Source organism: Bradyrhizobium sp. cir1, from assembly GCF_014198245.1.
GTDB lineage: Bacteria > Pseudomonadota > Alphaproteobacteria > Rhizobiales > Xanthobacteraceae > Bradyrhizobium.
In genome coordinates this window covers 13,706-38,120 of sequence record NZ_JACIHE010000029.1, presented here as the reverse complement: position 1 = coordinate 38,120, position 24,415 = coordinate 13,706, and the positions used below count along the sequence as shown (strand labels likewise).

The 24,415-nt window shown below is 64.8% G+C and carries 24 protein-coding genes; 15 read left to right on the top strand and 9 right to left on the bottom strand.

Annotated features, from left to right (window positions below; translation table 11 throughout):
* Positions 1-61 precede the first annotated feature (61 nt).
* Entirely contained in the window at positions 62-505 is a 444-nt protein-coding gene (locus GGD63_RS34840) for a MarR family winged helix-turn-helix transcriptional regulator (protein WP_025576502.1), read from the bottom strand.
* A gap of 179 nt (positions 506-684) precedes the next feature.
* Between GGD63_RS34840 and GGD63_RS34835 the strand changes: the two genes are divergently transcribed.
* The 7 genes from GGD63_RS34835 to GGD63_RS34805 all read left to right on the top strand — a co-directional run bounded on the left by GGD63_RS34835 (position 685) and on the right by GGD63_RS34805 (position 8,248).
* Positions 685-1,869 (top strand): substrate-binding domain-containing protein, encoded by a 1,185-nt coding sequence (locus GGD63_RS34835; protein WP_183249039.1) that lies wholly within the window; start codon positions 685-687, stop codon positions 1,867-1,869.
* 166 nt (positions 1,870-2,035) lie between these two features.
* Complete coding sequence (locus GGD63_RS34830) at positions 2,036-3,550, top strand: amidase (protein ID WP_183249037.1); 1,515 nt, start codon at positions 2,036-2,038, stop codon at positions 3,548-3,550.
* 99 nt (positions 3,551-3,649) lie between these two features.
* The gene (locus GGD63_RS34825; RefSeq protein WP_183249035.1) at positions 3,650-4,507 is read left to right on the top strand and encodes a branched-chain amino acid ABC transporter permease; all 858 of its coding nucleotides are present in this window, start codon (positions 3,650-3,652) and stop codon (positions 4,505-4,507) included.
* A 4-nt stretch (positions 4,508-4,511) separates the two neighbouring features.
* The gene (locus GGD63_RS34820; protein WP_183249033.1) at positions 4,512-5,729 is read left to right on the top strand and encodes a substrate-binding protein; all 1,218 of its coding nucleotides are present in this window, start codon (positions 4,512-4,514) and stop codon (positions 5,727-5,729) included.
* A gap of 6 nt (positions 5,730-5,735) precedes the next feature.
* Entirely contained in the window at positions 5,736-6,839 is a 1,104-nt protein-coding gene (locus tag GGD63_RS34815; RefSeq protein WP_183249031.1) for a branched-chain amino acid ABC transporter permease, read from the top strand.
* Positions 6,829-7,560, top strand: coding sequence for an ABC transporter ATP-binding protein (locus GGD63_RS34810; RefSeq protein WP_026312070.1), 732 nt, complete (start codon positions 6,829-6,831; stop codon positions 7,558-7,560). Before GGD63_RS34815 ends, GGD63_RS34810 begins: the two co-directional genes overlap by 11 nt.
* On the top strand, positions 7,553-8,248 hold the full coding sequence (locus GGD63_RS34805) for an ABC transporter ATP-binding protein (RefSeq protein ID WP_183249030.1): 696 nt from the start codon (positions 7,553-7,555) through the stop codon (positions 8,246-8,248). Before GGD63_RS34810 ends, GGD63_RS34805 begins: the two co-directional genes overlap by 8 nt.
* Before the next feature lie 177 nt (positions 8,249-8,425).
* On the opposite strand, the gene GGD63_RS34800 is transcribed toward GGD63_RS34805, so the two are convergent.
* From GGD63_RS34800 to GGD63_RS34785, 4 genes are all read right to left on the bottom strand, one after another.
* Positions 8,426-9,946, bottom strand: coding sequence for a murein L,D-transpeptidase family protein (locus GGD63_RS34800; protein WP_210316092.1), 1,521 nt, complete (start codon positions 9,944-9,946; stop codon positions 8,426-8,428).
* A gap of 522 nt (positions 9,947-10,468) precedes the next feature.
* Entirely contained in the window at positions 10,469-11,437 is a 969-nt protein-coding gene (locus GGD63_RS34795) for an acetyl-CoA carboxylase carboxyltransferase subunit alpha (protein ID WP_183249025.1), read from the bottom strand.
* A gap of 268 nt (positions 11,438-11,705) precedes the next feature.
* Positions 11,706-12,665 carry a site-specific tyrosine recombinase XerD gene (gene xerD, locus GGD63_RS34790; RefSeq protein ID WP_183249023.1) on the bottom strand — a complete coding sequence of 320 codons (960 nt, stop codon included), beginning with the start codon at positions 12,663-12,665 and terminating at the stop codon, positions 11,706-11,708.
* 17 nt (positions 12,666-12,682) lie between these two features.
* Positions 12,683-12,829, bottom strand: coding sequence for a histidine kinase (locus GGD63_RS34785; RefSeq protein WP_183249021.1), 147 nt, complete (start codon positions 12,827-12,829; stop codon positions 12,683-12,685).
* A gap of 167 nt (positions 12,830-12,996) precedes the next feature.
* Here GGD63_RS34785 and GGD63_RS34780 point away from each other — a divergent pair, with 167 nt between their 5' ends.
* Genes GGD63_RS34780 through GGD63_RS34770 form a run of 3 tightly spaced genes read left to right on the top strand, consistent with a single transcriptional unit; the run spans position 12,997 to position 16,105 of the window.
* Positions 12,997-13,620 carry a shikimate kinase gene (locus GGD63_RS34780; protein ID WP_183249019.1) on the top strand — a complete coding sequence of 208 codons (624 nt, stop codon included), beginning with the start codon at positions 12,997-12,999 and terminating at the stop codon, positions 13,618-13,620.
* Positions 13,617-14,765 carry a 3-dehydroquinate synthase gene (aroB, locus tag GGD63_RS34775; protein WP_183249017.1) on the top strand — a complete coding sequence of 383 codons (1,149 nt, stop codon included), beginning with the start codon at positions 13,617-13,619 and terminating at the stop codon, positions 14,763-14,765. Before GGD63_RS34780 ends, aroB begins: the two co-directional genes overlap by 4 nt.
* Positions 14,766-14,800: 35 nt before the next feature.
* A complete protein-coding gene (locus tag GGD63_RS34770) occupies positions 14,801-16,105 on the top strand; it encodes an HlyC/CorC family transporter (RefSeq protein WP_183249015.1) in 1,305 nt (434 codons plus the stop codon).
* 124 nt (positions 16,106-16,229) lie between these two features.
* Here the strand turns inward: GGD63_RS34770 and GGD63_RS34765 are convergent, their stop codons facing one another.
* Positions 16,230-16,505 (bottom strand): BolA family transcriptional regulator, encoded by a 276-nt coding sequence (locus tag GGD63_RS34765; protein WP_246785781.1) that lies wholly within the window; start codon positions 16,503-16,505, stop codon positions 16,230-16,232.
* 159 nt (positions 16,506-16,664) lie between these two features.
* Here GGD63_RS34765 and GGD63_RS34760 point away from each other — a divergent pair, with 159 nt between their 5' ends.
* On the top strand, positions 16,665-17,297 hold the full coding sequence (locus GGD63_RS34760; protein WP_183249011.1) for a J domain-containing protein: 633 nt from the start codon (positions 16,665-16,667) through the stop codon (positions 17,295-17,297).
* Between the two features lie 204 nt (positions 17,298-17,501).
* Here GGD63_RS34760 and GGD63_RS34755 read toward each other — a convergent pair whose 3' ends face one another.
* On the bottom strand, positions 17,502-18,596 hold the full coding sequence (locus GGD63_RS34755; protein WP_183249009.1) for a citrate synthase/methylcitrate synthase: 1,095 nt from the start codon (positions 18,594-18,596) through the stop codon (positions 17,502-17,504).
* Positions 18,597-18,678: 82 nt separating this feature from the next.
* Between GGD63_RS34755 and GGD63_RS34750 the strand changes: the two genes are divergently transcribed.
* Positions 18,679-19,908 carry a citrate synthase family protein gene (locus GGD63_RS34750; RefSeq protein ID WP_183249008.1) on the top strand — a complete coding sequence of 410 codons (1,230 nt, stop codon included), beginning with the start codon at positions 18,679-18,681 and terminating at the stop codon, positions 19,906-19,908.
* Between the two features lie 141 nt (positions 19,909-20,049).
* Here GGD63_RS34750 and GGD63_RS34745 read toward each other — a convergent pair whose 3' ends face one another.
* Positions 20,050-21,021: a LysR family transcriptional regulator gene (locus GGD63_RS34745; RefSeq protein ID WP_183249006.1), complete on the bottom strand. Its 972-nt coding sequence runs from the start codon at positions 21,019-21,021 to the stop codon at positions 20,050-20,052.
* Positions 21,022-21,132: 111 nt separating this feature from the next.
* Here GGD63_RS34745 and GGD63_RS34740 point away from each other — a divergent pair, with 111 nt between their 5' ends.
* Positions 21,133-21,867: an SDR family oxidoreductase gene (locus GGD63_RS34740; RefSeq protein ID WP_183249004.1), complete on the top strand. Its 735-nt coding sequence runs from the start codon at positions 21,133-21,135 to the stop codon at positions 21,865-21,867.
* Between the two features lie 56 nt (positions 21,868-21,923).
* On the top strand, positions 21,924-22,319 hold the full coding sequence (locus GGD63_RS34735; RefSeq protein WP_246785776.1) for a nuclear transport factor 2 family protein: 396 nt from the start codon (positions 21,924-21,926) through the stop codon (positions 22,317-22,319).
* Between the two features lie 11 nt (positions 22,320-22,330).
* Here GGD63_RS34735 and GGD63_RS34730 read toward each other — a convergent pair whose 3' ends face one another.
* Positions 22,331-22,990: a DedA family protein gene (locus GGD63_RS34730; protein WP_183249002.1), complete on the bottom strand. Its 660-nt coding sequence runs from the start codon at positions 22,988-22,990 to the stop codon at positions 22,331-22,333.
* Between the two features lie 295 nt (positions 22,991-23,285).
* On the opposite strand from GGD63_RS34730, the gene cobS reads away from it, so the two are divergent.
* Complete coding sequence (cobS, locus tag GGD63_RS34725) at positions 23,286-24,284, top strand: cobaltochelatase subunit CobS (protein ID WP_018643488.1); 999 nt, start codon at positions 23,286-23,288, stop codon at positions 24,282-24,284.
* Positions 24,285-24,415 lie beyond the last annotated feature (131 nt).

Below are 24,415 nucleotides of genomic sequence, written 5' to 3'. Positions count from 1 at the left end.
GCTACGCGTAGCCGCGAGCTTCGCTTGTCCAGGACGACGATGGAATTGATATTCACGCAGCTCAATTCGAGCTGTCGATCAAGCTCTCCAGCAGCCGCTTGAGCTCGCTCGTCGACTTGTCGCCGTAGCTCTCCAGGATGTGCTCCTCCTGGTCGACCGCGAGCGAGTTGAGCTTCTTGCACAGCACCTTGCCGCGGTCGGAGATGAACATCAAAACCTTGCGGCGGTCGTTCGGGTCCTGCACGCGATAGACCAGCGTGTCGGAGACCATGCGGTCGATCATCTTGGTCAGCGTCGGATGGTTGAGCAGCACCGCGTCCGCAAGCTCGCCCATCGAATGGCCGTTGCCATCGGAGAGAACTTTCAGGATGCGCCATTGCTCGACGGGAACACCTTCCTTGCTCAAGCGCAGTTCCAGCTGCCGGTTGATCTCCCGGTTGGCTTGCGCGAGCAGATAAGCGAGATGTTCGGTGATCGGGGAGTTTTCTTTCGACGGTTTTGCCACGGCTAAGACTTCGTCTTGACCCAAATGAGTGAATGTCTTGCAATCAATGCTGCATCTATATGCACTTCAATTCTTGAATATTCAATATTTTCAAAATAGGATCATTGCCCAACAAAAGGGCGGAAGCCGCGGCCGCCTGCTCAATGGGCTTTCAGGTCTGGCACCGGACAGGAGTTGGCGTGCGCGCGACGGTAAACTTCCCGGCTCACGGCGGTCCGGCGTTGCCGCCGTCCTTGCTGTTCAGGAATCTGTCGTCGTCGGCGGCTGACTTCGACCTGTCTCCGGTCGACGCGCATTTCATGAAGCGCCGTGGTGCGCGCAACAAGCTGCGCATCGGCAATTTTCTCACCTTCACCGGCTCGCCCGGGATCTGGGGCCCGACCTCCACCAACAGCGCGATGCTGGCGGTCGCCGAGATCAACAAGCGCGGCGGCATTCTGGGCCGCGAGCTCGAACTGTCGATCTACGATTCCGGCGGGCCGATCGACGAGGTGGTGCGCCGCGCCGAGCAGGCGATCGCCTTCGACGAGGTCGACCTCATCATGGGCTCGCATATCAGCGCGGTCCGCGTCGCGCTGCGCAAGGTCACCGGCAACCGCATCCCCTACATCTACACTCCGGTCTATGAGGGCGGCGAGCGCACGCCCGGCGTGATGGCGATCGGCGAGACGCCGCGCTGGCAGAGCCGCCCCGCCATCCACTGGCTGGCGGACGTCAAGAAGGCGGCGCGCTGGTACCTGATCGGCAGCGACTACGTCTGGCCCTGGCAGTCGCATCGCGCGGTGAAGCGCTACATCAAGGAGGCCGGTGGCCAAGTCGTCGGCGAGGAGTTCGTGCCCGTCGGCGAGGACAATCACGAGCCGCATCTGGCACGCATCCGCGCCGCCAAGCCGGATGTTGTGCTGATCTCGCTGATCGGCACCGACAGCATCACCTTCAACCGCGCCTTTGCCGAGGCGGGACTTGCCACCTCGACGCTGCGGCTTGCGGGTGCGATGGACGAGACCGTGCTGCTCGGCATCGGCGCCGACAACACCGAGAACCTGTTCTGCGCCTCCGGCTATTTCAACGGCATGGTCTCGCGCGCCAATGACGAGTTCCTCGGCGCCTATTATTCCATGTTCGGTGCCAACGCGCCGCCAGTCGGCTCCGTCGGTCAGTCGAACTATGAAGGGCTGCGCTTCCTGGAGTCCGTCGCCAACCGCGCCGGCTCGCTGGCCTTTCGTCCGCTGCTCAAGGCCGCGCGCAACACTGTCTATACAGCTGGCCGCGGCCCCGTGACGCTACGCGATGGTCGCGCCGAAATGCCGATGTTCCTCGCTGAAGCCGACGGTCTCGACTTCAGGATCATCAAGACGCTCTGACAGGCGGCCATCTGATACGCCGCAGCGGACTTGCGAAATAATACTTGAAAAGGAAAATATTTCCGTCTGTAATATCGACGTGAAGCCGGTTGGCCCGCGCCGCACAGGCGCGAGCCAGAGGCTTCCGTCCAATGCCAGGGATCAAGAAGCCTCAGAGGAGAGCGCCGTGACAGTTGTCCTTCCCACGCCCGCCCAACTTCGCAGTGTCGCCGAGCAATGCGGCCTTTCGCTCACCGATGACGACGTCGCCTCGTTCCGCGGCCTGATGCAGGGCTCGATCGAAGCCTACAATCTCGTTGCCGCGATGCCGGACGAATTGCCCGAGGTGAAATATCCGCGCACGCCGGGCTACCGGCCCTCGGCCGAGGAGAACCCGCGCAATGCCTGGTATCGCAAGTCGACCGTGAAGGGCGCCGCCAGCGGCAAGCTCAAGGGCAAGACCATTGCGCTGAAGGACAACATCATGCTGGCCGGCGTGCCCATGACCAACGGCTCGTCGACGCTGGAAGGCTATGTGCCTGATTTCGACGCCACCATCGTCACGCGCATGCTGGATGCCGGCGCCGAGATCAAGGGCAAGGTTCATTGCGAGCATTTCTGCCTGTCCGGCGGCAGTCACACCGGCTCCTACGGGCCGGTGCATAATCCGCACAAGATGGGGTACTCGGCCGGCGGCTCGTCGTCAGGCTCGGGCGTCGTGGTCTCGCTCGGCGAGGTCGACATGGCGATCGGCGGCGATCAGGGCGGCTCGATCCGCATGCCGTCGTCGTTCTGCGGCGTCTACGGCATGAAGCCGACATGGGGACTCGTGCCCTATACCGGCATCATGCCGATCGAGATCTATGTCGACCATACCGGCCCGATCACCGCGACGGTTGCCGACAACGCGCTGCTGCTCGAAGTGCTCGCCGGCGATGACGGCTACGATTCACGCATCAAGGCTCCGAAGGTCGAGGAGTACACCAAGGCGCTCGGCCAGGGCGTCAAGGGCATGAAGATCGGCATCCTCAAGGAAGGTTTTGAGCAGCCGGTCGCAGAGGCTGCGGTGAATGAAAGCGTGCGAGAGGCCGCCAAGCGCTTCAAGGATCTGGGCGCCACAGTAGAGACCGTCTCGATCCCGATGCACCTCCTGGGCGGCGCGATCTGGACCCCGATCGGCACCGAAGGCCTGACCCAGACCATGATGTTCGGCGACGGCTACGGCCTCAGCCGCGGCGATCTCTATTCGACCTCGCTGATGGACTTTCATCGCGGCTGGCGCCGGCAAGCCGATTCGCTGTCCGAGACCACGAAGCTGTTCATGATGCTCGGCACCTACATCAACAACAATTTCGGTCCACGCTTCTACGGCAAGGCGCTCAACATCTCCCGCCGGCTGACCGCCGCCTACGACAAGGCGTTCGGGGATTACGATCTGCTTTTGCTGCCGACGACGCCGATGAAGGCGACCAAGCTGCCGGAGCCCAATGCCAGCCGCGAGGAATATGTTGCCCGTGCGCTCGAGATGATCGGCAACACCGCGCCGTTCGACATCACCCATCACCCCGCGATGTCGCTGCCCTGCGGCATGGTCGACGGCCTCCCGGTCGGCCTGATGCTGGTCGGCCGCATGTTCGAGGAATCCACCATCTATCGCGCCGCCCATGCCTTCGAGCAGATCGGCGACTGGAAGAAGATGTGAGCGAGGTGTTGATGCAGGCCGACGGAACACAGAAGCGTTTTCAAGCGAAGTGGATACCGGTTCGCGTGAAGAAAACGCGTCAAAACAAGAATCCACCGCATGGCTAACGCGTTCGTCGCGGCGTTCGAGATCCTGAGCTTCGGCGCGATCATCGTCCTGATCGTGCTGGGGCTCGGGATCATCGCCAGCATGATGGGCATCTTCAACTTCGCGCAAGGAGAGTTCGTCCTGCTCGGGGCCTACATCACCTATCTCGCCTATGCCAAGGGCCTGCCGATCTGGGCCGGCATGGTCGCGGCGCCTTTCCTGGTCGGCGCGCTCGGCTTCGTGCTGGAGGCGCTGATCATCCGCCGCTTCTATGCCGCGCCGATCGTCGCCATGCTCGGCACCTATGCGCTCGGCCTCATCATCCGCGAATCCGTCCGCGGCCTGATCGGCGGCTTCTATCTCACCGTGCCTGAGCCGATCGGCGGTTCGATCGACATCGGCGCCATGCACATCTCGGCCTGGCGCTTCACCATCATCGTCATCACGCTGCTGGTGATGGGCGGCTGCTACCTGCTGCTAGCGCGCACGAGCTTCGGTTTGCGCGTCCGTGCGACGCTGGAGAACCCGTCGCTGGCGCGTGCCTCCGGCATTTCCACGCCGCTGATCTACGGCGCCACCTTTGCATTCGGCGCGGCGCTTGCCGGCCTTGCCGGCGCGCTGATCGTGCCGGTGTTCAGCCTGTTTGCCGATCTCGGCCTGCGCTTCCTGATCCAGGGTTTTGTCGCGGTCATGGTCGGCGGGGTCGGCTCCTTCATCGGACCGGTCGCGGGCGCCGGTGTCATCGGCACGCTCAGCGCGGCGCTGCCATGGGTGATGGCGCCTGTTGTCGCCGACGTCCTCGTCTTCGTGCTCGCCATTGTCTTCATCAAATTCCGCCCGCAGGGCCTCATAGCTGGAAAAGGGGTTTAGTCACATGTTCGATCGTCCTCAGCTTTCACGCCGCCGCTTCCTTTCCAATTTCGCCTTTGCCACCGGCGCCGTCGCGACCGGCGTCGGCAGCTGGGTGATCCCGGCCGAGTGGGCCAACGCGGCGGAAGGCCCGATCAAGGTCGGCATTGCCACCGATCTCACCGGCCCGATCGCCTACGCCGGCAATGCCGACGCCAATGTCGCCAAGATGGTGATCAAGGAGATCAACAATTCCGGCGGCCTGCTCGGCCGTCCGCTCGAGCTCTACATCGAGGACACCGCTTCGAACGAATCCGTCGCGGTGGGCAATGTGCGAAAACTTATCCAGCGCGACAAGGTCGACATGGTGCTGGGCGGCATCACCTCCTCGATGCGCAACGCGATCAAGGATCCGATCGTCGCGCGCGGCAAGACGCTTTACATCTATCCGCAGCTCTACGAGGGCAAGGAGTGCACGCCCTATCTGTTCTGCACTGGCCCGACGCCTGCGCAACAGTGCGACGAGTTCATTCCCTGGCTGATCAAGAACGGCGGCAAGAAGTTCGCGCTGCCGAGCGCCAACTATGTCTGGCCGCACACGCTCAACGTCTATGCCCGCAAGGTGATCGAAGCGAGCGGCGGCGAGGTCGTGTTCGAGGAATACTACCCGCTCGACCAGGTCGACTTCTCCTCGACCGTCAACCGCATCATCTCCAACAAGGTCGATGTCGTCTTCAACACCGTCATTCCGCCGGGCGTTGGTCCGTTCTTCAAGCAGCTTTATGAAGCCGGCTTCCTCAAGAACGGCGGGCGTCTGGCCTGCGTCTACTATGACGAGAACACGCTCAACATCAACCAGGCGAGCGAGATCGAGGGCCTTGCGAGCTGTCTCGACTACTTCAAGGTGCTGACCAAGGAGAACCCGTTCGACGCAAAAATCCAGGCGGCCTATGAGAAGGATTTCCCGGGCAACTTCCTGTTCGCCGCCGGCAGCGCCGCCACCGGCACCTATCGCGGCCTGAAGCTGTGGGAGGCCGCCGTCAAGGAAGCCGGCAAGATCGACCGCGAATCGGTCGCCGCCGCGCTCGACCACGCCAAGATCGCCGAAGGCCCGGGCGGGCCGGCCGAAATGGTGCCCGGCAAGCGGCACTGCAAGATGAAGATGTACACCGCGGTCGCCAAGGGTGGGAACTACGAGATCGTCGCGCGCAGCAACGGCCTCGTCGATCCCAAGGAATGCTGAGGCAGAATGCCGAAAGCGATGGGCGCAGTGAAGCAGGCGGTCCCCGCCGAGATCGGCGGGGAGACTCACGTTGCCACGGGTAGCAGCCGAACGGCGGCAAAAGTCGTCGCGGGGCGAAAAGTTCTGCCGATCGTCGAGGGCGTCGTGCTGGTCGCGGCGCTGCTCGCGCCGCTGGTGCTGCAGGACTATCTCACGGTGTTCGCGACGCGCGTGATCATCCTCGCGCTGTTCGCGCTGTCGTTCGACCTGGTCTGGGGCTATGCCGGCATCATGAGCTTCGGCCAGGCCTTGTTCTTCGGCTCGGCCGGTTATGGCGTGGCGCTGCTCGCGCGTGACCTCGACATCACCAACATCTTCGTGGTGCTGCCCGCGGGCACGCTGATCGGCCTCACCTTCGCGCTCCTGCTCGGCGGCTTCCTGCTGCTGGGCCGGCATCCCTCCAGCGTGATCTTCGTCTCGCTCGGCACGCTCACCGGCTCCTACGCCGCCGATCGTCTCGCGCGCGGCTGGTACTATCTCGGCGGCCAGAACGGCATTCCCTCGATCGCGCCGATGTCGCTTGGAGGCTACGAGTTCTCGGAAGGGCCGACCTTCTATTATCTCGTGCTCGGCATCCTCGTCGTCGTCTACCTGCTCTGCCGCTTCCTGGTGCGCTCGCAATTCGGCCTCGCGCTCGCGGGCCTGCGCGAGAACGAGCAGCGCATCGCCTTCTTCGGCTACAAGGCGCAGCATCTGAAAGCCATCATCTTCGCCATCGGCGGCGCCATCGCCGGCCTTGCCGGCAGCCTCTACGCGTTCCACGAAGGTTTTGTCTGGCCCAACATGGTCGGTGTCGTGGTCTCGACCCAGGTCGTGCTCTACGTCCTGTTCGGCGGCTCCGGCACGCTGATCGGGGCCGTCATCGGCACCGTGATCGTCGAGGGCGTCAGCTTCTGGCTCTCCGACAATTACCGCGATATCTGGCCGATCATCCTGGGCTTGCTGCTGCTGCTCGTGATCCTGTTCCGGCCGCTCGGCCTGATCAGCTTCGTGCTCGGCGAGCGCGAACGCGTCGGCAGCTTCGGCGCCAAGGTCAAGGAAAACTTCAAGGAGAAGCGCAATGCTCCTTGAAGCCGCCGGCATCAAGAAGGTCTTCGGCAAGCTCACCGCGCTCGACGGCGCCGCGCTCACCGTCGGCGAGAACGAGTTTCACGGCCTGATCGGCCCGAACGGCTCCGGCAAGAGCACGCTGATGAAGTGCATCGCCGGCGCTGAGGTGCCGACGCAAGGCAAGGTGTCGTTCGTCAACACCGACATCACCGCGTTCACGCCGACCGAGCGGGCGCGGGCCGGCATGAGCCTGAAATTCCAGATCACCAGTGTGCTGCCGACGCTGACGCTCTACGACAACATCCTGCTGGCGCTGCAGGCGCAGTCCTCGCTGTTCGATCTGGTGTTCTCGCGCACACGCGGTGCGCTGCACGACCAGGTCATGACCATGCTGACGCAGTTCCGTCTCGCCGATCGCGCCTTCGATGCGGCCGCCGCGCTCTCGCATGGCCAGCAGCAATGGCTGGAGATCGCGATGGCGCTCGCGGGCAAGCCAAAACTCCTGCTGCTCGACGAGCCGACCGGCGGCATGAGCCTGGAGGAGCGCCGCGTCACCGGCGAGTTGCTGCAGCCGATCAAGAAACATTGCTCGCTCGTCATCGTCGAGCACGATCTCGATTTCATCCGCGACATCTGCGACCGCCTCACCGTGCTCGACCAGGGCAAGGTGCTGGCGTCGGGTACGGTGTCGGAGATCCAGGCCAACAAATCCGTCCAGGAGATCTATCTGCGCCGTGCCTGAATTTTTGGACATCAAGCATCTCGACGCCGGCTATGGCCGCAGCCAGGTCCTGTTCGACGTCACAATCGGCATTCCCTGGCGCGGCGGCGTCGCCGTGCTCGGGCGCAACGGCGCCGGCAAGACCACGCTGATGAAGACCATCGTCGGCGAGTTGCCGGCGTGGAAGGGCGAGGTCGCCTTCGACGGCCGCGACATCAGCCGCCGCGCCACCCAGGAGCGCGTCCGCGCCGGCATCGGCTATGTGCCGCAGGAGCATTCGGTGTTCGCGCGCCTGTCGGTGCGCGACAATCTCGCGGTCGGCTCGCTCGCGAACAAGGATGCTGCCGCTGTCGACCGCGTGCTGACCATCTTCCCCAAGCTCGGCCAGCGCCTCGACCAGCCCGCCGGCACCCTCTCCGGCGGCGAGCGCAAGATGCTCGCCATCGGCCGCGCCATGCTGGGAGATCCAAAGCTGTTGTTACTGGACGAGCCGACCGAAGGCGTCTGGATCGGCGTGATCGAGGAGATCACCGAGCGCCTGATCGAGCTCGCGAAAGAGATCGCGGTGATCATCGTCGAGCAGCACCTCGACCTGGCGCTACGTGTGGCCGACTACGCCTACGTCCTGGACCGCGGCCGGGTCGCGCTGCAGGGTGCGGCGGGTGAGGTGCGGGGCAATCCGGAACTGATGCGGTATCTGGCGCCGTAGGGTGCGCGGGTGAAGCGCGCTACTCTCGCTCCCCTCTCAACTGTCATGCCCCGCGCAGGCGGGGCATCCAGTACGCCGCGGCCTCTCGGTTCAAGCATAAACGTCTCTGGAATACTGGATCGCCCGCCTTCGCGGGCGATGACAGCTGAGTGTGCAGCGCGAAAGTCGATCGCCCGCTTACTTCATCGCCCCAAAGCGGCTGTCGAACGAGTTCGACTGCACCACCGGCGCGGCGCCGGCCAGCTGGGTGCTGTCGCTTGCGCCGTCCGACGCCGACGGCTTCATCGCCGGGCGGGTCTGGGCGAGGCGCGTGTCGGGCTGCGGCTTCTGTGGCTCTGCCGGCTTGGCGACAGCCACCGCCGGCTTCGGCGCATCCTTCGCGGCGTCCTTTGACGTGTCGCGGCCGGGTACGAACCGGGTCACAGCGGCCTTCAGCCGCGATGCAGCGGTCGGCGGCGTCGTGGAGGTAGCGGCCGGTGCAACGGACGCGGTGGCCTGCGGCGGCGGAGGCGTGGTCGTCGCCGTGGTGTCGGCGGTCCCGAGGCCCATCTTGCGGCCGAGATTGGAGAAGAAGCCGCCGGATTTCTCAGCTGGAGCAGCCGCGGCGACGCGGGTGTTGGCGGCGGGCGCGCTGCTGGCCGTGACCGGCTCTTCCTGCGGCGCCGGCGCGGCCGCGACCGCGTCGAGATTCGGCTTGGGCGGATTGACGTGGCCGGGGATCGTGCCCGGCGCCTTCGCCATCGCCAGCATCTGCAGCGTGGTGCCTTCGGCGCCTTCCGACAGACCGGTCGAGCCTTCCGGAATCTTCGCGGCGAAGATCTTGTTCATGCCGCCGTCGATGCCGGTGTTCATGCGCGCCACCGGCGTACCCTTGGCGACCAGCCTTGCGTATTCGGCCTCGTCCTTCGCCTGCTTCTCGCGCACGGCGCTGGCGACGTCCTCGGGGATCACATAGGCCGGGCATTTTGCCGAGGCGTCGAACACCGGATCGCGCTTGGCGTCGGCCGGCTTCGTTGCGTCGAATACGTACTTCTTCTCGCAGAAATCGACCTTCGGCTCCTGCCGCGTCACCTCGAAATGATCATAGCCTTCCTTGATCATCTTCCAGAAGGCCATGTTCGGATTGTTCCGGTGCTTGGCCATGTTCACCGGCGTCATCTTGAACGGATAGGCCTGCAGCTGGAACGCCTTCTGGCCGCCGAAGAAGGATTCGCGGCCGAGCGAATAGATCTCGGCGATCTGCTCGTCGGTCATCGCGTAGCAGCCGCGGGACGAACAATCGCCATGCACCATCAGCTGCGAGCCGCTGCGGCCCAAAGCCTTGTCGAATGCGTTCGGGTAGCCCGTATTGAAGGAGAGGTAATAGGCGGATTGCGGATTCATCTGGCTCGGATTGATCGAGTAGAATCCTTCCGGCGCCTGGCGGTCGCCTTCGCGCACCTTGGGGCCGAGGTCACCCGACCAGCGGCAGATCGGATAGGTCTTGAGCAGCGCGAACTGGCCGTTGCGGGTCTGCTTCCAGACCTCGAGCTCGGCCTCCTGCTTGAACAGGCGGACCAGGATCGGCGATTGCAGATCCATGTCCTTCTCGACCATCGCCGCGAGCAGCTTCGGCGGCACCGGCTGATTGGCCTTGGCGTTGGTCGCGAGCGAGACCTGGTCGGTATCGCAGCCGGCCAGCAGGACACCGGCCGTCATCAGCGCAACCGAAGCCAAGAGCGCGCGAGCAAGCGAACGAGAAATCAAGATGGACCCCACACCGTGCCGGGCAAGGAGCGCGAACCCCAATCTTTTGGCGCGTGATCCGACCGGAAAACCGACCCGCCGTGACGGGCTCGTTCAGACCACGCTCCAGCGCTTATGCCCTGAAGCCATTGATTAAAATTCTAACCTCTGGGTCATCTGGTCGCAACCCGAGCGGGGATCACGAGGGCGTTGGCCCAGTGGCATGGTCAACAGAGACTAAATGGACGCGACTTTGGGCCTTACTTAGACTTTCCTTGGGCCTTCCGGCCCAATCAGGACTCAGATCGCCGATTTGGGCAAAAAAAGGGTTAACGCGGGGTTACCGGGGCTTGGGACCCGTCATTCCGGGGCGGTGCGAAGCACCGAACTACGGGGCGCAATTGCGCCCCTGAGAATCTCGAGATTCTCAGGTGCGCAATTGCGCACCATAGTTCGCCCTTCGGGCGCCCCGGAATGACGTCCCAAAATGGCGAATCAGCCCAGTTTCCGGCCGATATCGAGGAATTTCTGCCGCCGCTGCTTGCGGATCGCATCCGCGTCCAGGCCCCGGAGCTCGTCGAAGGCCTTGGCGATGGCATCGCCGGTGGTGGCGATCATGGCGGCGGGGTCGCGGTGGGCGCCGCCGACCGGCTCCTTCAGGATCTGATCGATCACCCCGAAGCGGAGCATGTCCTGGGCGGTGATCTTCATGTTGTTGGCGGCTTCCTGCGCCTTGGTGCCGTCGCGCCAGAGGATGGAGGAGGCCGCTTCCGGCGAGATCACGCTGTAGATCGCATGCTCCAGCATCAAGACCTTGTTGGCGGTGGTGATGGCGATGGCGCCGCCCGACATGCCCTCGCCGGTGATGATGGCGACGTTCGGCACGGTTAGCGCGAGGCACGCATCGGTCGAGCGCGCGATCGCCTCGGCCTGGCCGCGCTCCTCGGCGCCGATGCCGGGATAGGCGCCGGCAGAATCGGCGAGCGACAGCACCGGCAGGCCGAACCGCTCGGCCATCTCCATCAGCCGCACGCATTTGCGATAGCCCTCGGGCCGCGCCATGCCGAAATTGTGCCGGATGCGGCTCTCGGTGGAATCGCCCTTTTCCTGGCCCATCACGCAGATCGGCTCGCCGCGGAAGCGGCCGAAGCCGGCGACCAGCGCCTCGTCCTCGCCGAACTTGCGGTCGCCGGCGAGCGGGGTGAATTCGGTGATCAGGCCCTTGATGAAATCGTTGAAATGCGGCCGCTGCGGATGCCGCGCGACCAGCGTCTTCTGCCACGGCGTCAGGTTCGTATAGAGGTCGGCCAGCGCCTGCGCCGCCTTGTCCTCGATCCGTCCGACCTCGTCGCTGATGTCGGTGCCGGTGCCGGTGGCGGCGAGCGCGCGCAATTCGTCGACCTTGGAGTCGAGCTCGGCGACGGGCTTTTCGAAGTCGAGATAGCTGCGCATCTGGTCTTGCATCAACTCAATATAGGGGGACGGGGCTCTAGAAGCGAAGCGAGGTTGGGGTCGCGGAAAGAAGTGTAGCTTCTTCAACGAGTTGGCTTGTGCGCTGGTGGCAGGAAGCCAAATCAGTCGAAAGGCCCCGGCTCTTTCTGCGGAGATGTGGCCGAAGTCAAGGCGGTTTCGCCCTTAACCCGTAGCCCGGATGAGCGAAGCGATATCCGGGGCAGGTCGTGCCTCAGGCAGCAATCCCGGATGTCGCTGCGCTCATCCGGGCTACGAGACCTCATTTCTCCGCCAGTGGGTGCAGGTCGCGCACCAGGCTCTTCAACCGCTCCTCGACCACATGGGTGTAGATCTGGGTCGTGGAGATGTCGGTATGCCCCAGCAGCGTCTGCACGATGCGCAAGTCCGCGCCGTTGTGCAGCAGATGGCTGGCGAAGGCGTGGCGCAGCACGTGGGGTGAGACCAGCCGGGCCTGCAGGCCGGAGGCCACCGCGAGCTCCTTCAAATCGCGGGCAAAGTGCTGCCGCGTCAGATGCCCGCTCTCGCCGAAGGAGGGAAATAGCCATTTCGAGGCGGCGAGGCTGTCTTTCTTCTTCTCCGTCTTCGCGGCCTCCGTCGCGCTGAGATAATCCGCCATCGCCTGCCGCGAGGCGTCGTTGAGCGGCACCAGCCGTTCCTTGTTGCCCTTGCCGCGCACCACGATCATGCGCGCGTCGCGCTTGGCCGCCGAGCGCGGCAGCGCCACCAGCTCGGAGACGCGCAGGCCCGTGGCATAGAGCACCTCGAGCAGGCAATAGAGCCGCAACGCCCGCAGTCGCTTCGAGGGCGAAGCATCTTTCGCCTCGCTCATTTCCTTGGCGCGGCGGAGCATGCGGTCGACGTCCGCGATCGACAGCACCTTTGGCAGGCCGCGGCCGCGCTTCGGGCCTGATAGTATCGCCGCGGGATCTTCGGTTCTGATGCGCTCGTTCAGCAGGAAGCGGTAGAGATGCCGCATCGCCGACAGCCGCCGCGCGACACTGGTGGATTTGAAGCCGCGCGTGTCGAGATCGGCGAGATAGTCGCGCAGCGTCTGCGTTTCCGCGTCCGCGAATGTATGGCCGACACGGCCGAGAAACTCGGAGAAATCGGTGAGGTCGCGGCGATAGGCGTCGAGCGTGTTGGGGCCGGCGCCCTGTTCCGCCGCGAGCATGTCGAGGAACAGGCCGGTGAGTTTTGTGTCTGAGGGCTTTGCACGCATGCCCCGGAGCCTAGCTGCTATTTCTTGAGAAACTTATCCGGCGGGATCGTCACGGTCATTTCCCGCGGCTTGGGATTGACGAAGTTCGCCAGCACGAACACCACGCCATAGACGATGCCGGCGATCACGGCGACGACCGTCAGGAAGCGGAACAGGCTGGGCATCGTGCAAAGGTTCCTGAGGTCCAGGCGGGCAAATTAACCAATGAAATCATCCAACATGTTCGCCGTTTCGTGGCAAGAGTCCTCTGGCGAGGGCCCCTGCGGGGTCGTATAGGTGGCCGAGGATGCCGCCTTTGGCGGCAGTTTGAGCGAGATCCAGAGCGATATTTATGTCCGACGCCGCGTTGCCGATTCCCGCTTCGCCTGAGGCCGACATCCTGTCGGCGCTGGGTGCGCGCTCGATCGTGCTCGTCGGCATGATGGGGGTGGGTAAATCCACCATCGGCCGCCGCATGGCGGCGCGGCTCAAGCTGCCCTTCATCGATGCCGACACCGAGATCGAGGCGGCGGCCGGCATGACCATACCGGAGATTTTCGAGCGCCACGGCGAGGCGCATTTCCGCGACGGCGAGGCAAGGGTGATCGCGCGCCTGCTTGAGGGCGGCCCGGTGGTGCTGGCGACCGGCGGCGGCGCCTTCATGCGCGAGGAGACGCGGACCCGCATCGCCGCCAAGGCGGTCTCGATCTGGCTCAGGGCGGACCACGACGTCATCATGCGCCGCGTCCGCCGCCGCGCCGACCGTCCGCTGCTCCAGACCGCCGACCCCGAGGGAACCGTGACGCGCCTGCTCACCGAGCGCGAGCCGATCTATGGCAAGGCCGACCTCACCATTGCCTCGCGCGACGTGCCGCACGACAAGATCGTCGAGGAGTGCATCGAGACGCTGCACGCCCATCTCTGCGGCGAGCAGTCTGCCCCACCACCTGCCGACGTTGCGAGTGCGTTAAGATGACTGCGCCGTTGAAACTTTCCGATCCCGTCAATGTCGATGTCGCGCTGGAGAATCGCGCCTATGACATCGTCATCGGCCGCGGCGTGCTGGCCTCGCTCGGCGAACGGGTCGCAGCCTTGCGCCCCGGCGTTCGCACGGCGATCGTGACGGATCGCACCGTCGCAAAATACTGGCTCGAGCCGACCGAGGCCTCGCTCGCAGCGAGCGGCATTCCGACCTCGCGCGTCGTCGTCGAGGAAGGCGAGATCTCCAAGACCTATGCCGGTCTCGAAAAGGTCAGCGAGGCCCTGATCGCCGCAAAGATCGAGCGCAACGATCTCGTCATCGCGCTCGGCGGCGGCGTGGTCGGCGATCTCGCCGGCTTTGCCGCGGCGATCCTGCGCCGCGGCGTCGATTTCGTGCAGGTGCCGACCTCGCTGCTGGCGCAGGTCGATTCTTCCGTCGGCGGCAAGACCGGCATCAACTCGCCGCAGGGCAAGAATTTGCTCGGCGCCTTCCACCAGCCGGTGCTTGTGATCGCCGACACCGCCGTGCTGGACACACTGTCGCCGCGCCAGTTCCGCGCCGGCTATGCCGAGGTGGCCAAATACGGCGTGCTCGGGGATGAAGCCTTCTTTACCTGGCTGGAAAAGAACCATTCCGACATCTTCAAGGGCGGCTCGGCGCGCGAGCATGCGATCGCGACCTCCTGCCGCGCCAAGGCCGGCGTCGTCTCGCGCGACGAGCGCGAGACCGGCGAGCGCGCGCTGCTCAATCTCGGTCACACCTTTGGCCATGCGCTGGAAGCGGCGACCGGTTTCTCCGACCGCCTGTTCCATGGCGAGGGCGTCGCCATCGGCATGACGCTGGCGGCGCAGTTCTCGGCGAAGCTCGGCATGATCGGCGAGCTTGAGGCGGCGCGCGTCGAGCGGCATCTGATCGAAGCAGGCCTGCCGACTCGCTTGCAGGATATCGCGGGATTCGCGCAGGAAGGGCTCACTGATGCCGACGCGCTGATGGCCCTGATGGCGCAGGACAAGAAGGTCAAGCGCGGCAAGCTCACCTTCATCCTGCTGGAGGCCGTGGGCCGCGCGGTGATCGCGAAGGACGTCGAGCCGGCGCCGGTGCGCGATTTCCTGAAAGAGAAGCTGGCGCAAAAGGCCTGACGCGCGGCTGACCTATTTATTCTGTTGAGTGGTGCATGGACTGGCTCGGATTCACCATCGTCGTCCTCTGCCTGCTGGTCTCGGCGTTCTTCGCGGCGAGCGAGACCGCGCTGACCGGCGCCTCGCGCGCCAGCATGCTGCGGCTCTCCAAGCAGGGTAATCGCGACGCCGACGTCGTCTCGCGGCTGCTCGACATGCGCGAGCGCCTGATCGGCGCGCTGCTGCTCGGCAACAACATCGCCAATATCGGCGCGTCCGCGCTCGCCACCGGCATCTTCACGTCCTGGTTCGGCGATGTCGGCGTGCTCTATGCGACCGGCGTGATGACCGCCCTGGTCGTGATCTTCGCCGAGGTGCTGCCGAAAACCATCGCCATCAACGCGCCCGACCGCATCGCGCTCGCGGTCGCGCGCCCGATGCGGCTGACGATGTATGTGCTGGGGCCGCTGCTCAGGATCGTCGAAGTCATCGTGCGCCTGTTGATGCGCCTGTTCGGTCTCGCCGGCGAGCACCAGGCGATCCTGTCGCCGACCGAGCGCCTGCGCGGCGCGGTGGACCTATTGCACCACGAGGGCAAGGTCGAGAAGCAGGACCGCGACATGCTCGGCGGCCTGCTGGACCTGCGTGAACTCCAGGTCTCCGACGTCATGATCCATCGCACCGAGATGATGATGATCAATGCCGACATGCCGCCGGACGAGCTGGTGCGCGAGGTGCTGGCGACCGAATACACCCGCATTCCGCTCTGGCGCGAGAAGCCGGAGAACATCATCGGCGTGCTGCACGCCAAGGATCTGTTGCGCGCGATCCGCGCCTCCGACGGCGACACCTCGCGCATCGACGTCTCCACCATCGCGCTGCCGCCCTGGTTCGTGCCGGAGATGCGGCCGCTCGCCGAGCAGCTCAAGGCGTTCCGCCGCCGCAAGACCCATTTCGCGCTCGTCGTCGACGAGTACGGCGAAGTTGAAGGTCTCGTGACGCTGGAGGACATTCTGGAAGAGATCGTCGGCGACATCTCCGACGAGCACGACGTCGTGGTCGCCGGCGTGCGCGCCCAGCCGGACGGCTCGGTCGTGGTCGACGGGTCGGTGCCGATCCGCGACCTCAACCGCGCCATGGACTGGCACCTGCCCGATGAGGAGGCAACCACGGTCGCCGGCCTCGTCATCCACGAGGCGCGCTCGATCCCCGATCGCGGCCAGAGTTTTACGTTCCACGGCTTCCGTTTCCGCGTCCTGCGCCGCGAGCGCAACCGCATCACGGCGCTCCGTATTTCACCGGTGCCGCGTGAGGCCGAGATGGAAGAACCCAAGCCGAGAAGGGCCGGGACGTCGTTTTAGCCGTCATGACAGGTGTCATCGCCCGCGCAGGCGGGCGATCCAGTACTCCGCGGCGGCAATTGTGTGCACGAACTGCTGCCGCGGAGTACTGGATGCCCCGCCTTCGCGGGGCATGACAGCGGAGCTAGCGCCCACCTTCCCCCGGCGCCTGCGCGTGGATCGCGAGCGCGTGCACGCTGCCGGAAAGTTCCGCGGCCAGCGCCGAATTTATCATGCGATGGCGCTCGACCCGGGTCTTCCCTTTGAAGGCAGCAGACACGATATAGACACGAAAGTGCGTTTCGCCGCTCGGCCGATGGCCGCCGTGGCCCTCATGCAAATGTGACTCGTCGGCGACTTGCAGGCTTTCCGGGGTGAAAGCTTCCTGCAACTTGTTGCTGATAATGTCTTTCATAACCATGACTGCCATTAAGGGACGCGATCGCACCCCCGTCAACTCCGTAGGCCGCCCATGGGCGGCCGTCTTCAAAGACGCCGAAGTGAAACTTCGGCTACGGGTGGTCAGCTAATTGCAATGTCAAGACTTGAAGGTTTTTGCATTGCGTAGTCAAAGTCAGCCATGCCGATCGATTCATCAAAGTTCTTCGATTCCATCCGCGTGAAGCCGCGGGGCAAGCAGCCCGAGCTGAAGCCGCGCGACACCGTGGCCAACTGCGAGTGGGCGGGCTGCGCCAACAAGGGTGCGCACCGCGCGCCGAAGGGGCGCGAGAACCAGCGCGAGTACTGGCACTTCTGCCTGGACCACGTGCGCGAGTACAACCAGAACTACAATTTCTTCTCCGGCATGAATGCCGACGCCGTCGCGCGCTACCAGAAGGACGCGCTGACCGGCCACCGCCCGACCTGGAAGATGGGCGCCAATGGCGGCAAGAAGGGTGCGGAAGCCGAGATCGATATGGCGTCCGACCCGTTCAGCATGTTCAGCGAGATCAACGGCCGCGCCAACTGGCGGAAGGGCCATGACGCCCAGCCCAAGGCCGAGACGCGCAAGGTGATGAACGCCGAGCGCAAGGCGCTCCAGGTCATGGGCCTCGGCCCCGACGCCACGCTCGCCGACGTCAAGAGCAAGTACAAGGCGCTGGTCAAGCAGCACCACCCCGATGCCAACGGCGGCGACCGCTCGACGGAAGATCGCCTGATCGAGATCATCAAGGCGTATAATTATCTGAAGACGGTGGTGCGGGAGGCGTAGGGCCTCGCCGCTCGCGTTCTTTCCTTCTCCCCTTGAGGGAGAAGGTGGCGCGAAGCGCCGGATGAGGGGTATCTTTCCGCGGATTCACTGCAAGAGCTTCACTCGCGGAGACAACCCCTCACCCGTCTCGCCGCTACGCGGCGATCCTCCCTCTCCCGCAAGGGGAGAGGGGAAGAACGCCGCTCCATCCGGGCTACGCATTCCCTACACCTCCGGCATCGCCCCCACATAGGACGAGCTCGGCCGGATCAACCGCCCCGTGCGCTGCTGCTCGCGCGCATGCGCGGTCCAGCCTGCGCTGCGTGCCACGGCGAAGATCGGCGTGAACGCCTGCCGTGGGATCGCCAGCGCATCGAGCAGGATCGCGGTGAAGAACTCGACATTGGTCTCCAGCGGCCGGTCCGGATTTTTCTTCCGCAGCGCGCTGCGGATATAGGCCTCGACCTCGCCGGCAAACGGCAGGTCGGTGCCGTTGGACGCCAGCGCCTCGACCGCGGACTTGAGCACGTCGGCGCGCGGATCGCGCACGCGGTAGACGCGGTGGCCAAAGCCCATCATCCGCTCGCCGCGCGCCAGCGCCGCATCCACCCACGGCTGGATGCGCTCGCGCGAGCCGATCGCGTCCAGCATTTCCAGCACCGGCTCCGGCGCGCCGCCATGCAGCGGACCGGTCAGCGCGCAATAGCCTGCGGTGACGGCCGCGAACAGATCGGCCTGCGTCGAGGCCACCACGCGCGCGGTGAAGGTCGAGGCGTTCATGCCGTGGTCGCTGGCGGTGACGAGATAGGCGTCCAGCGCTGTGACCTCGCGCGAAGCAGGCGAGCGCCCATGCAGCATGCGCAGCGTGTCGGCGGCGTGGCTCACGTTCGGATCGGGCGCGACCGGCTCGAGCCCCTTGGCGCGCCGCACCAGCGCGCCGGCGATCACCGGGAATGCGCCGACAATGGTCGCCTCATGTTCGAGGCCGTGCTCGGCGCGAAGCCCTGCGACCGCTGCGCGAAACCCGTCGACAATGCCCATGCCGCGCGTTGCCGGCAGCAACTCGTCCAGCCGCGCGAAGGCGCGCTCGCGCGCCGCGCCCAGGCTCGCCCGCACATTGGCTTCACTCAAACTGGTCTTGCTGGCGCCGTTCCAGAGCCGGGCGGTGACGCCCTCAAAACTCGATTTGGCGGCGAGGCGGCCGACATGCTCGCCGGCGATGATCAGCTCGCCGCGCTCGCCGTCGACATGGCTCAGCACGGTCTCGGCCGCGGGAACGCCGTCCAGCCCGATCTGGCTTTTGGTGAGGTGGATGTTCATGGCCCAATCTCCCTTTTGCATTGCACGCAGGGAAAAGTCGGGCCTCTCGACAGATTGATCAATCTTGATTACATAAATCAATATGAAAAATTCCGAGGGCCTCTACCTCTCCGCCCGGGAGGCCGCCGCCGAGCTCGCGATCTCGCCAGCCACCCTCTACGCCTATGTCAGCCGCGGCCTGATCCGCTCCGAGCCGACCTCAGATTCGCGAAAAAACCGCTACCGCGCCGAGGACGTCCGCGCTCTGAAGGAGCGCCGGGTGCCGTCGCCGGAGCCGCGGGGCCTGCGCAGCTTCGATGCCGATTTGCCGGTGATGGACACGGAGATCTCGACCATCACCGAGGAGGGCGCGATCTACCGCGGTGTGAACTGCGTCGATCTCGCCGAGAACGACACGCTGGAGCACACCGCGACGCTGCTCTGGGACGTCGCCGGCGTCGATCCCTTCGCGCCGGACAATTGTCCCGCGATATCCGAGGAGATGCGCTTGATCGCGCAGGCCGCGCGCCGCGCCGCGCCGATCGATCGCGCCATCGCTGTGCTGGCGCTCGCATCGAGCGCCGATCCCCGCGCCTTCACCCGCGCCCCCGATGGCCGCGCCATGGTCGGCGCGCGCATCGTCCGCCTGCTGGTCGCGACCATGCTCAACGCCGAGCCGTCGGCCGAGCCGATGCATCAGCAGATCGCGAAGGCCTGGGCGCCCGACAACAAGCACGCGCCCGACCTGATCCGCCGCGCGCTGGTTCTGCTCGCCGAGCATGAATTGAACGCCTCCACCTTCACCGCGCGCTGCGCGGCCTCGACCGGCCTCAATCTCTATGATTCCGTCATCGCCGGTCTCGCCGCACTGAAGGGGCCGAAGCATGGCGGTGCCGGCGTGCTCGCATCGCAGCTCGTCAAGACGCTGGTGGATCGCGACGTCGAGCCCATGGTTCGCGAACGCGTCGCGCTCGGCGAACGCTTTCCCGGCTTCGGCCACGGCGTCTACAAGCGCGGCGACCGGCGCGCGCAGTCGCTGCTCAATGCGCTCTCTCGCGCCGGCGCACCGCGAAAATTCACGCGCGAAGTGCCTGAAAGGATCGCGGAGGCGACCGGCGAGCTCGTCAACATCGACTACGCGCTTGCGGTGCTCGTGCACGCGCTACGCCTGCCTGGAGGCAGCGAGCTTGCGCTGTTCGCAATGGCCCGCAGCGTCGGCTGGATCGCGCATGCCAGCGAGCAGCTACAGCACGGCAAGCTGATCCGTCCGCGGGCGCGCTATGTGGGACCTGCGCCGGGGCGGAGGGCGGGCGCTACGCCGCTGAAGGGCTAAGGGGGGCACCCATAAGTCCGCGAGACCCCACTTGTGATGTTTGTTGTGCCGCTTCGAAGCGGAGGTCCGCGCCGGCCTCCGGCAAGGCCTCCTCATGGCAAGAACGCACAGTCGATTCGTGAGCTCATGCCGTCGCGAACCTCAAGGCTTCGTCCGTCTCGGGGCCCCCGATCTTGGGGCCTTGGCAAATACGTCGTCCCACGGCGGATCCGGCGGAAAAACCTCACCCAGGAACGCGACGAAGGCCTTCACGTTTGGATTGCCTCGACGGCTTTCCGGCCATAACGCGGTGATGTTGGTTCTAGGGACGACGAAATCTTGCAGGACGGGTACGAGTTCGTTGCGTCTGACATAAGGAGCTGCGACGAACGTGGGGGTAACACCGATGCCACCGCCCGACGCAATGACGGTGGCCACAGCCTCGCTAACATCGGTGATGATGGCCGCGTCGGGCATGATCTCGACCAGGCGATCGCCGATGAGGAAGGGCCAGCGAAATGTCTGGCCCGAACTCTGGAAGCGAAAGTTCACACAGTCATGGTTGGCCAGTTCGTCGGGATGGATCGGCGTGCCGCGCCGGGCCAGATAGTCGGGGGAAGCGAAAGCGCAGATGCGGTGCGGCGCGAGCTGACGCGAGATCAGCCGGGAGTCCGCGAGATCGCCGACGCGGATCGCGACATCGATGCCCTCTTCGATCAGATCAACGTAGCGGTCGCCGATCCGCAACTCGATCATGAGCTTTGGATAGCGCTGTCGAAAGCGTGGCAGGGCCGGCGAGAGAATATTCACGCCGATAGGTAGCGGCGCGGCGATCCTCAGCGTGCCCGCAGGTTCGGAACGCGCCGCCACCGCCGCTTGCTCGATCGCGTCCGCCTCGCGCAAAAGCCGCAGCGTCCGCTCGTGCAGGTCCCGCCCCTCTGGCGTCAGAGTGAGCGAGCGCGTCGTACGGCTGAACAGGCGCAGGCCGAGGTGCTGCTCCAGCCGTTGCACGCTCTTGCTGATCGCAGATGGCGAGACACCAAGTGCACGCGCGGCGGCTGAATAGCTGCCAAGGGAGCCGGAGCGGGCAAACGCGATGAGACCGGTCAGTCGATCGAGGGCGATTTGTGCCATGATGGAATAACAAAACCGAAGATTGGCTCAATTTTCAAGTAAAACTCATTGGCCTAGGTTTCCATTCATCGGCGGCGCGCTGCGCGCCCGCTCTTGAAAGGACCGACTCCCGTGATCGACCCTGCTCCCCAGACCCTCAAAGATCGCAACGTCGTCATCTTCGGCGGCACATCCGGCATCGGCCTGGCTGCCGCGCAGCAGGCCAAAGCGGCGGGCGCCAAGGTTATCGTTATTGGTTTCGACCCCGTCGGAGCCGAGCGAGTTGCCGCGGAGAACAGATTCGCCGGCTGGCGGGCTGCGGACGTGACCAAGCCCGAGACCATTGCCGCAGCCCTTGCCGACATCCCGCAAGTCGACCATCTCGTTCTGCTTGCGGGCAGCTTCGTCGCAGGCAAAGTGTTGGAGGCAGATGTCGCCTACCTGCGCCGCGCCTTCGATGAGCGAATTTGGGCGGCCGTGCATGTGTTGCGAAGCCTTGGGCACCGGCTCGCTGCCGACGGGTCCGTCACGTTCATTTCCGGAGCCTTGGCCGATCGACCCAACGCATATGGCACGTCCGTGCTCGCGGCCGCCTCCGCTGCGATGGAGGCCTTCGCCCGCGGCCTTGCCCTGGAGCTGGCACCACGCCGCGTGAATACCTTGTCGCCTGGGACGATCGACACCCCGCTCCTCGCACGTACGCTTGGCGAGGGCCGTGATGCCTACGTGGCGGCGCTGAAAGAAAAGCTTCCGCTGCACCGTGTTGGCACTGCGCAGGAAGCCGGGAATGCCGTGGTCTTCTTGATGAGCAACGAATTCATGAACGGCGAGACGCTGCATGTCGATGGCGGTGCGCGTCTGGTCTGATTGCCCCTGTGTCCGCGGCTTTGTTTCCGCGACGCCGCCCCCAACAAGATGAGATTATGAAAGGCCGCAAGATGACGACCGACAACATCGATTTCGACCATCTGCTGCGCTCAAATCTGGAGCGCGTCTTCAACGAGCGGGACGACGACAAACGTCGAACCGCCATCGCCGAACTGTTCGTTGAGGAGCCCGTCATGTACGAGCCGACGGATATCGTTCAGGGGCGGGCAGAAATTTCGCGCGTTGCCGCAAACCTTTTGAAGCAGTTCGGGCCGACGTTCCGTTTTATCCCCGACGGCGTCGCCGTCGGGCATCATGGCCTGGCGCATCTGGCTTGGCGCGCAGGGCCCGAGGACGGGCCGGTCGCGGTGACGGGGGCGGACGTGGCCGAAATTGAAGGCGGTAAGATCGCGAGGCTATGGGTGCTACTCAATGCGCAGAAGAGCAAATAGCGTCGCCGCCTCTACGCCCGCGGCTTTACTTCCGCGACAGCGCCGCCATTCCGCCGGCGATAGATCCACACCGCTATGCCCCCCACGATCGCAACTCCAACCACCGTCAAAATCCAGATATGCTTGCCGACATGCTCATGGTGGTGCAGCCCGGCATATTCGTGCAGCGCCGTCACCGCCAGCACGCCCGGCAGCACATGGGCGGGGGCCCAGACCAGGATCGCCGGGATGTTCACCGCATAGAATCTTGCGGGCGCCATCCCGAGTGCGCCGGCGGTCACGGGCACGAAGGCGCGGATCGGCGGCACGAAGCGGGCGAAGAAGACAGCCCAGGTGCCGAAGCGGTGGAAGAAGCTCTCGCTCTCCTCGACCACGCGCGGATAGTTGGTCAGCGGCCAGGTGTTGAGGATCCCGCGCTGCCGCCGGTGGCCGATCCAGTAGGCCGAGCCGTCACCGAGCACGGCGCCGAGCGCCGCCGCCACCAGCACCCATGGCAGTTGCAGCTCGCCGCCCGGAACCAGGGCGCTCAGCGCCAGGATAATGGTCGAGCCGGGGATGACCGATCCCACCACCGGCACGGCTTCCAGCAGCGCCGCCAGGAACAGGGTCAGATAGGCCAGCCACGCATGGGCCGAAGCGAACGCGATGAGGGGATCAAGGAAGGAAGTCACGTCGTCTCTGTGGCGGGCTGGGGCTTTCAAGTTCAGACCCTACATAAGTAAGGGGAGGCGGCGAAAGTGCCATTTGCGTGGGCAGCCCGTTACCCCCGCTCGAAATTCGAGCGTGATTCGCAAGGCAGCCCTCCCAAAACTGCGTTCCTGACCTATCTAAATGAAAAGACAACGGAACTTTGATTGAGGCGCGGGCTTCTGCCGGTCCCTTGTCTCTGATAGGTTCGCAGATGCACCCAGCCGCAGCCAACGTGCAATAACTGGTCTCAGGATCGCCCGGGGCCTCGGAGGATTGATGACGACCGCCGCCATGTCAAAAGTTGAGGAAGTTTCCGGTCTGCCCGACATGAAGGTGTCGGTCCGCCAGGTGTTCGGGATCGACAGCGATCTCGAAGTGCCGGCCTATTCCGAAGTCGATCCTCACGTGCCCGAAGTCGATTCCGATTACCGCTTCGACCGCGCCACCACGCTCGCCATCCTCGCCGGCTTCGCCCGCAACCGCCGCGTGATGGTGACCGGCTATCACGGCACCGGCAAATCCACCCATATCGAGCAGGTCGCGGCCCGCCTGAACTGGCCCTGCGTGCGCGTCAACCTCGACAGCCACATCAGCCGTATCGATCTCGTCGGCAAGGACTCCATCGTGGTCCGCGACGGCAAGCAGGTCACTGAATTCCGCGACGGCATCCTGCCCTGGGCGCTGCAGAACAACGTCGCGCTGGTGTTCGACGAATACGACGCCGGCCGCCCCGACGTGATGTTCGTGATCCAGCGCGTGCTCGAAGTCTCGGGACGCCTGACCCTGCTCGACCAGAACAAGGTGATCAAGCCGCATCCGGCCTTCCGGCTTTTTGCCACGGCGAATACGGTTGGCCTCGGCGACACCTCGGGCCTCTATCACGGCACCCAGCAGATCAACCAGGGCCAGATGGACCGCTGGTCGATCGTCACCACGCTGAACTATCTCAGCCACGACGAGGAAGTGGAGATCGTGCTGGCCAAGGCCAAGCACTATCGCACCCAGGAAGGCCGCGACATCGTCAACAAGATGGTGCGCCTTGCCGATCTCACCCGCAACGCCTTCGCCAATGGCGACCTGTCGACGGTGATGAGCCCGCGCACGGTGATCACCTGGGCGGAAAATTCCGACATTTTCGGCGATATCGGCTTCGCCTTCCGTGTCACCTTCCTCAACAAGTGCGACGAACTCGAGCGTCCCCTGGTCGCCGAGTTCTACCAGCGCTGCTTCAACGCGGAGCTGCCGGAATCGGCAGTCAACGTGGCGCTCAGCTGATCTCTCTCGGTGTGTCGTCCCGGCGAAAGCCGGGGCCCATACCGCGTGATGTTTCGGTGAAGCGACGCTGATAGTTTTTTCTGACGACGGCCGGTGGTTATGGGCCCCGGCCCCCGTGCGCAATTGCGCAC

Coding starts and splice junctions, on each gene's coding strand:
- GGD63_RS34825 (WP_183249035.1), top strand. CDS start 3,650: ATGGCTAACGCGTTCGTCGCGGCGTTCGAGATCCTGAGCTTCGGCGCG.
- GGD63_RS34820 (WP_183249033.1), top strand. CDS start 4,512: ATGTTCGATCGTCCTCAGCTTTCACGCCGCCGCTTCCTTTCCAATTTC.
- GGD63_RS34815 (WP_183249031.1), top strand. CDS start 5,736: ATGCCGAAAGCGATGGGCGCAGTGAAGCAGGCGGTCCCCGCCGAGATC.
- GGD63_RS34810 (WP_026312070.1), top strand. CDS start 6,829: ATGCTCCTTGAAGCCGCCGGCATCAAGAAGGTCTTCGGCAAGCTCACC.
- GGD63_RS34800 (WP_210316092.1), bottom strand. CDS start 9,946: ATGACGGCCGGTGTCCTGCTGGCCGGCTGCGATACCGACCAGGTCTCG.
- GGD63_RS34795 (WP_183249025.1), bottom strand. CDS start 11,437: ATGCAAGACCAGATGCGCAGCTATCTCGACTTCGAAAAGCCCGTCGCC.
- xerD (WP_183249023.1), bottom strand. CDS start 12,665: ATGCGTGCAAAGCCCTCAGACACAAAACTCACCGGCCTGTTCCTCGAC.
- GGD63_RS34785 (WP_183249021.1), bottom strand. CDS start 12,829: ATGCCCAGCCTGTTCCGCTTCCTGACGGTCGTCGCCGTGATCGCCGGC.
- GGD63_RS34780 (WP_183249019.1), top strand. CDS start 12,997: ATGTCCGACGCCGCGTTGCCGATTCCCGCTTCGCCTGAGGCCGACATC.
- aroB (WP_183249017.1), top strand. CDS start 13,617: ATGACTGCGCCGTTGAAACTTTCCGATCCCGTCAATGTCGATGTCGCG.
- GGD63_RS34770 (WP_183249015.1), top strand. CDS start 14,801: ATGGACTGGCTCGGATTCACCATCGTCGTCCTCTGCCTGCTGGTCTCG.
- GGD63_RS34765 (WP_246785781.1), bottom strand. CDS start 16,505: ATGGTTATGAAAGACATTATCAGCAACAAGTTGCAGGAAGCTTTCACC.
- GGD63_RS34760 (WP_183249011.1), top strand. CDS start 16,665: ATGCCGATCGATTCATCAAAGTTCTTCGATTCCATCCGCGTGAAGCCG.
- GGD63_RS34755 (WP_183249009.1), bottom strand. CDS start 18,596: ATGAACATCCACCTCACCAAAAGCCAGATCGGGCTGGACGGCGTTCCC.
- GGD63_RS34750 (WP_183249008.1), top strand. CDS start 18,679: ATGAAAAATTCCGAGGGCCTCTACCTCTCCGCCCGGGAGGCCGCCGCC.
- GGD63_RS34745 (WP_183249006.1), bottom strand. CDS start 21,021: ATGGCACAAATCGCCCTCGATCGACTGACCGGTCTCATCGCGTTTGCC.
- GGD63_RS34735 (WP_246785776.1), top strand. CDS start 21,924: ATGAAAGGCCGCAAGATGACGACCGACAACATCGATTTCGACCATCTG.
- cobS (WP_018643488.1), top strand. CDS start 23,286: ATGACGACCGCCGCCATGTCAAAAGTTGAGGAAGTTTCCGGTCTGCCC.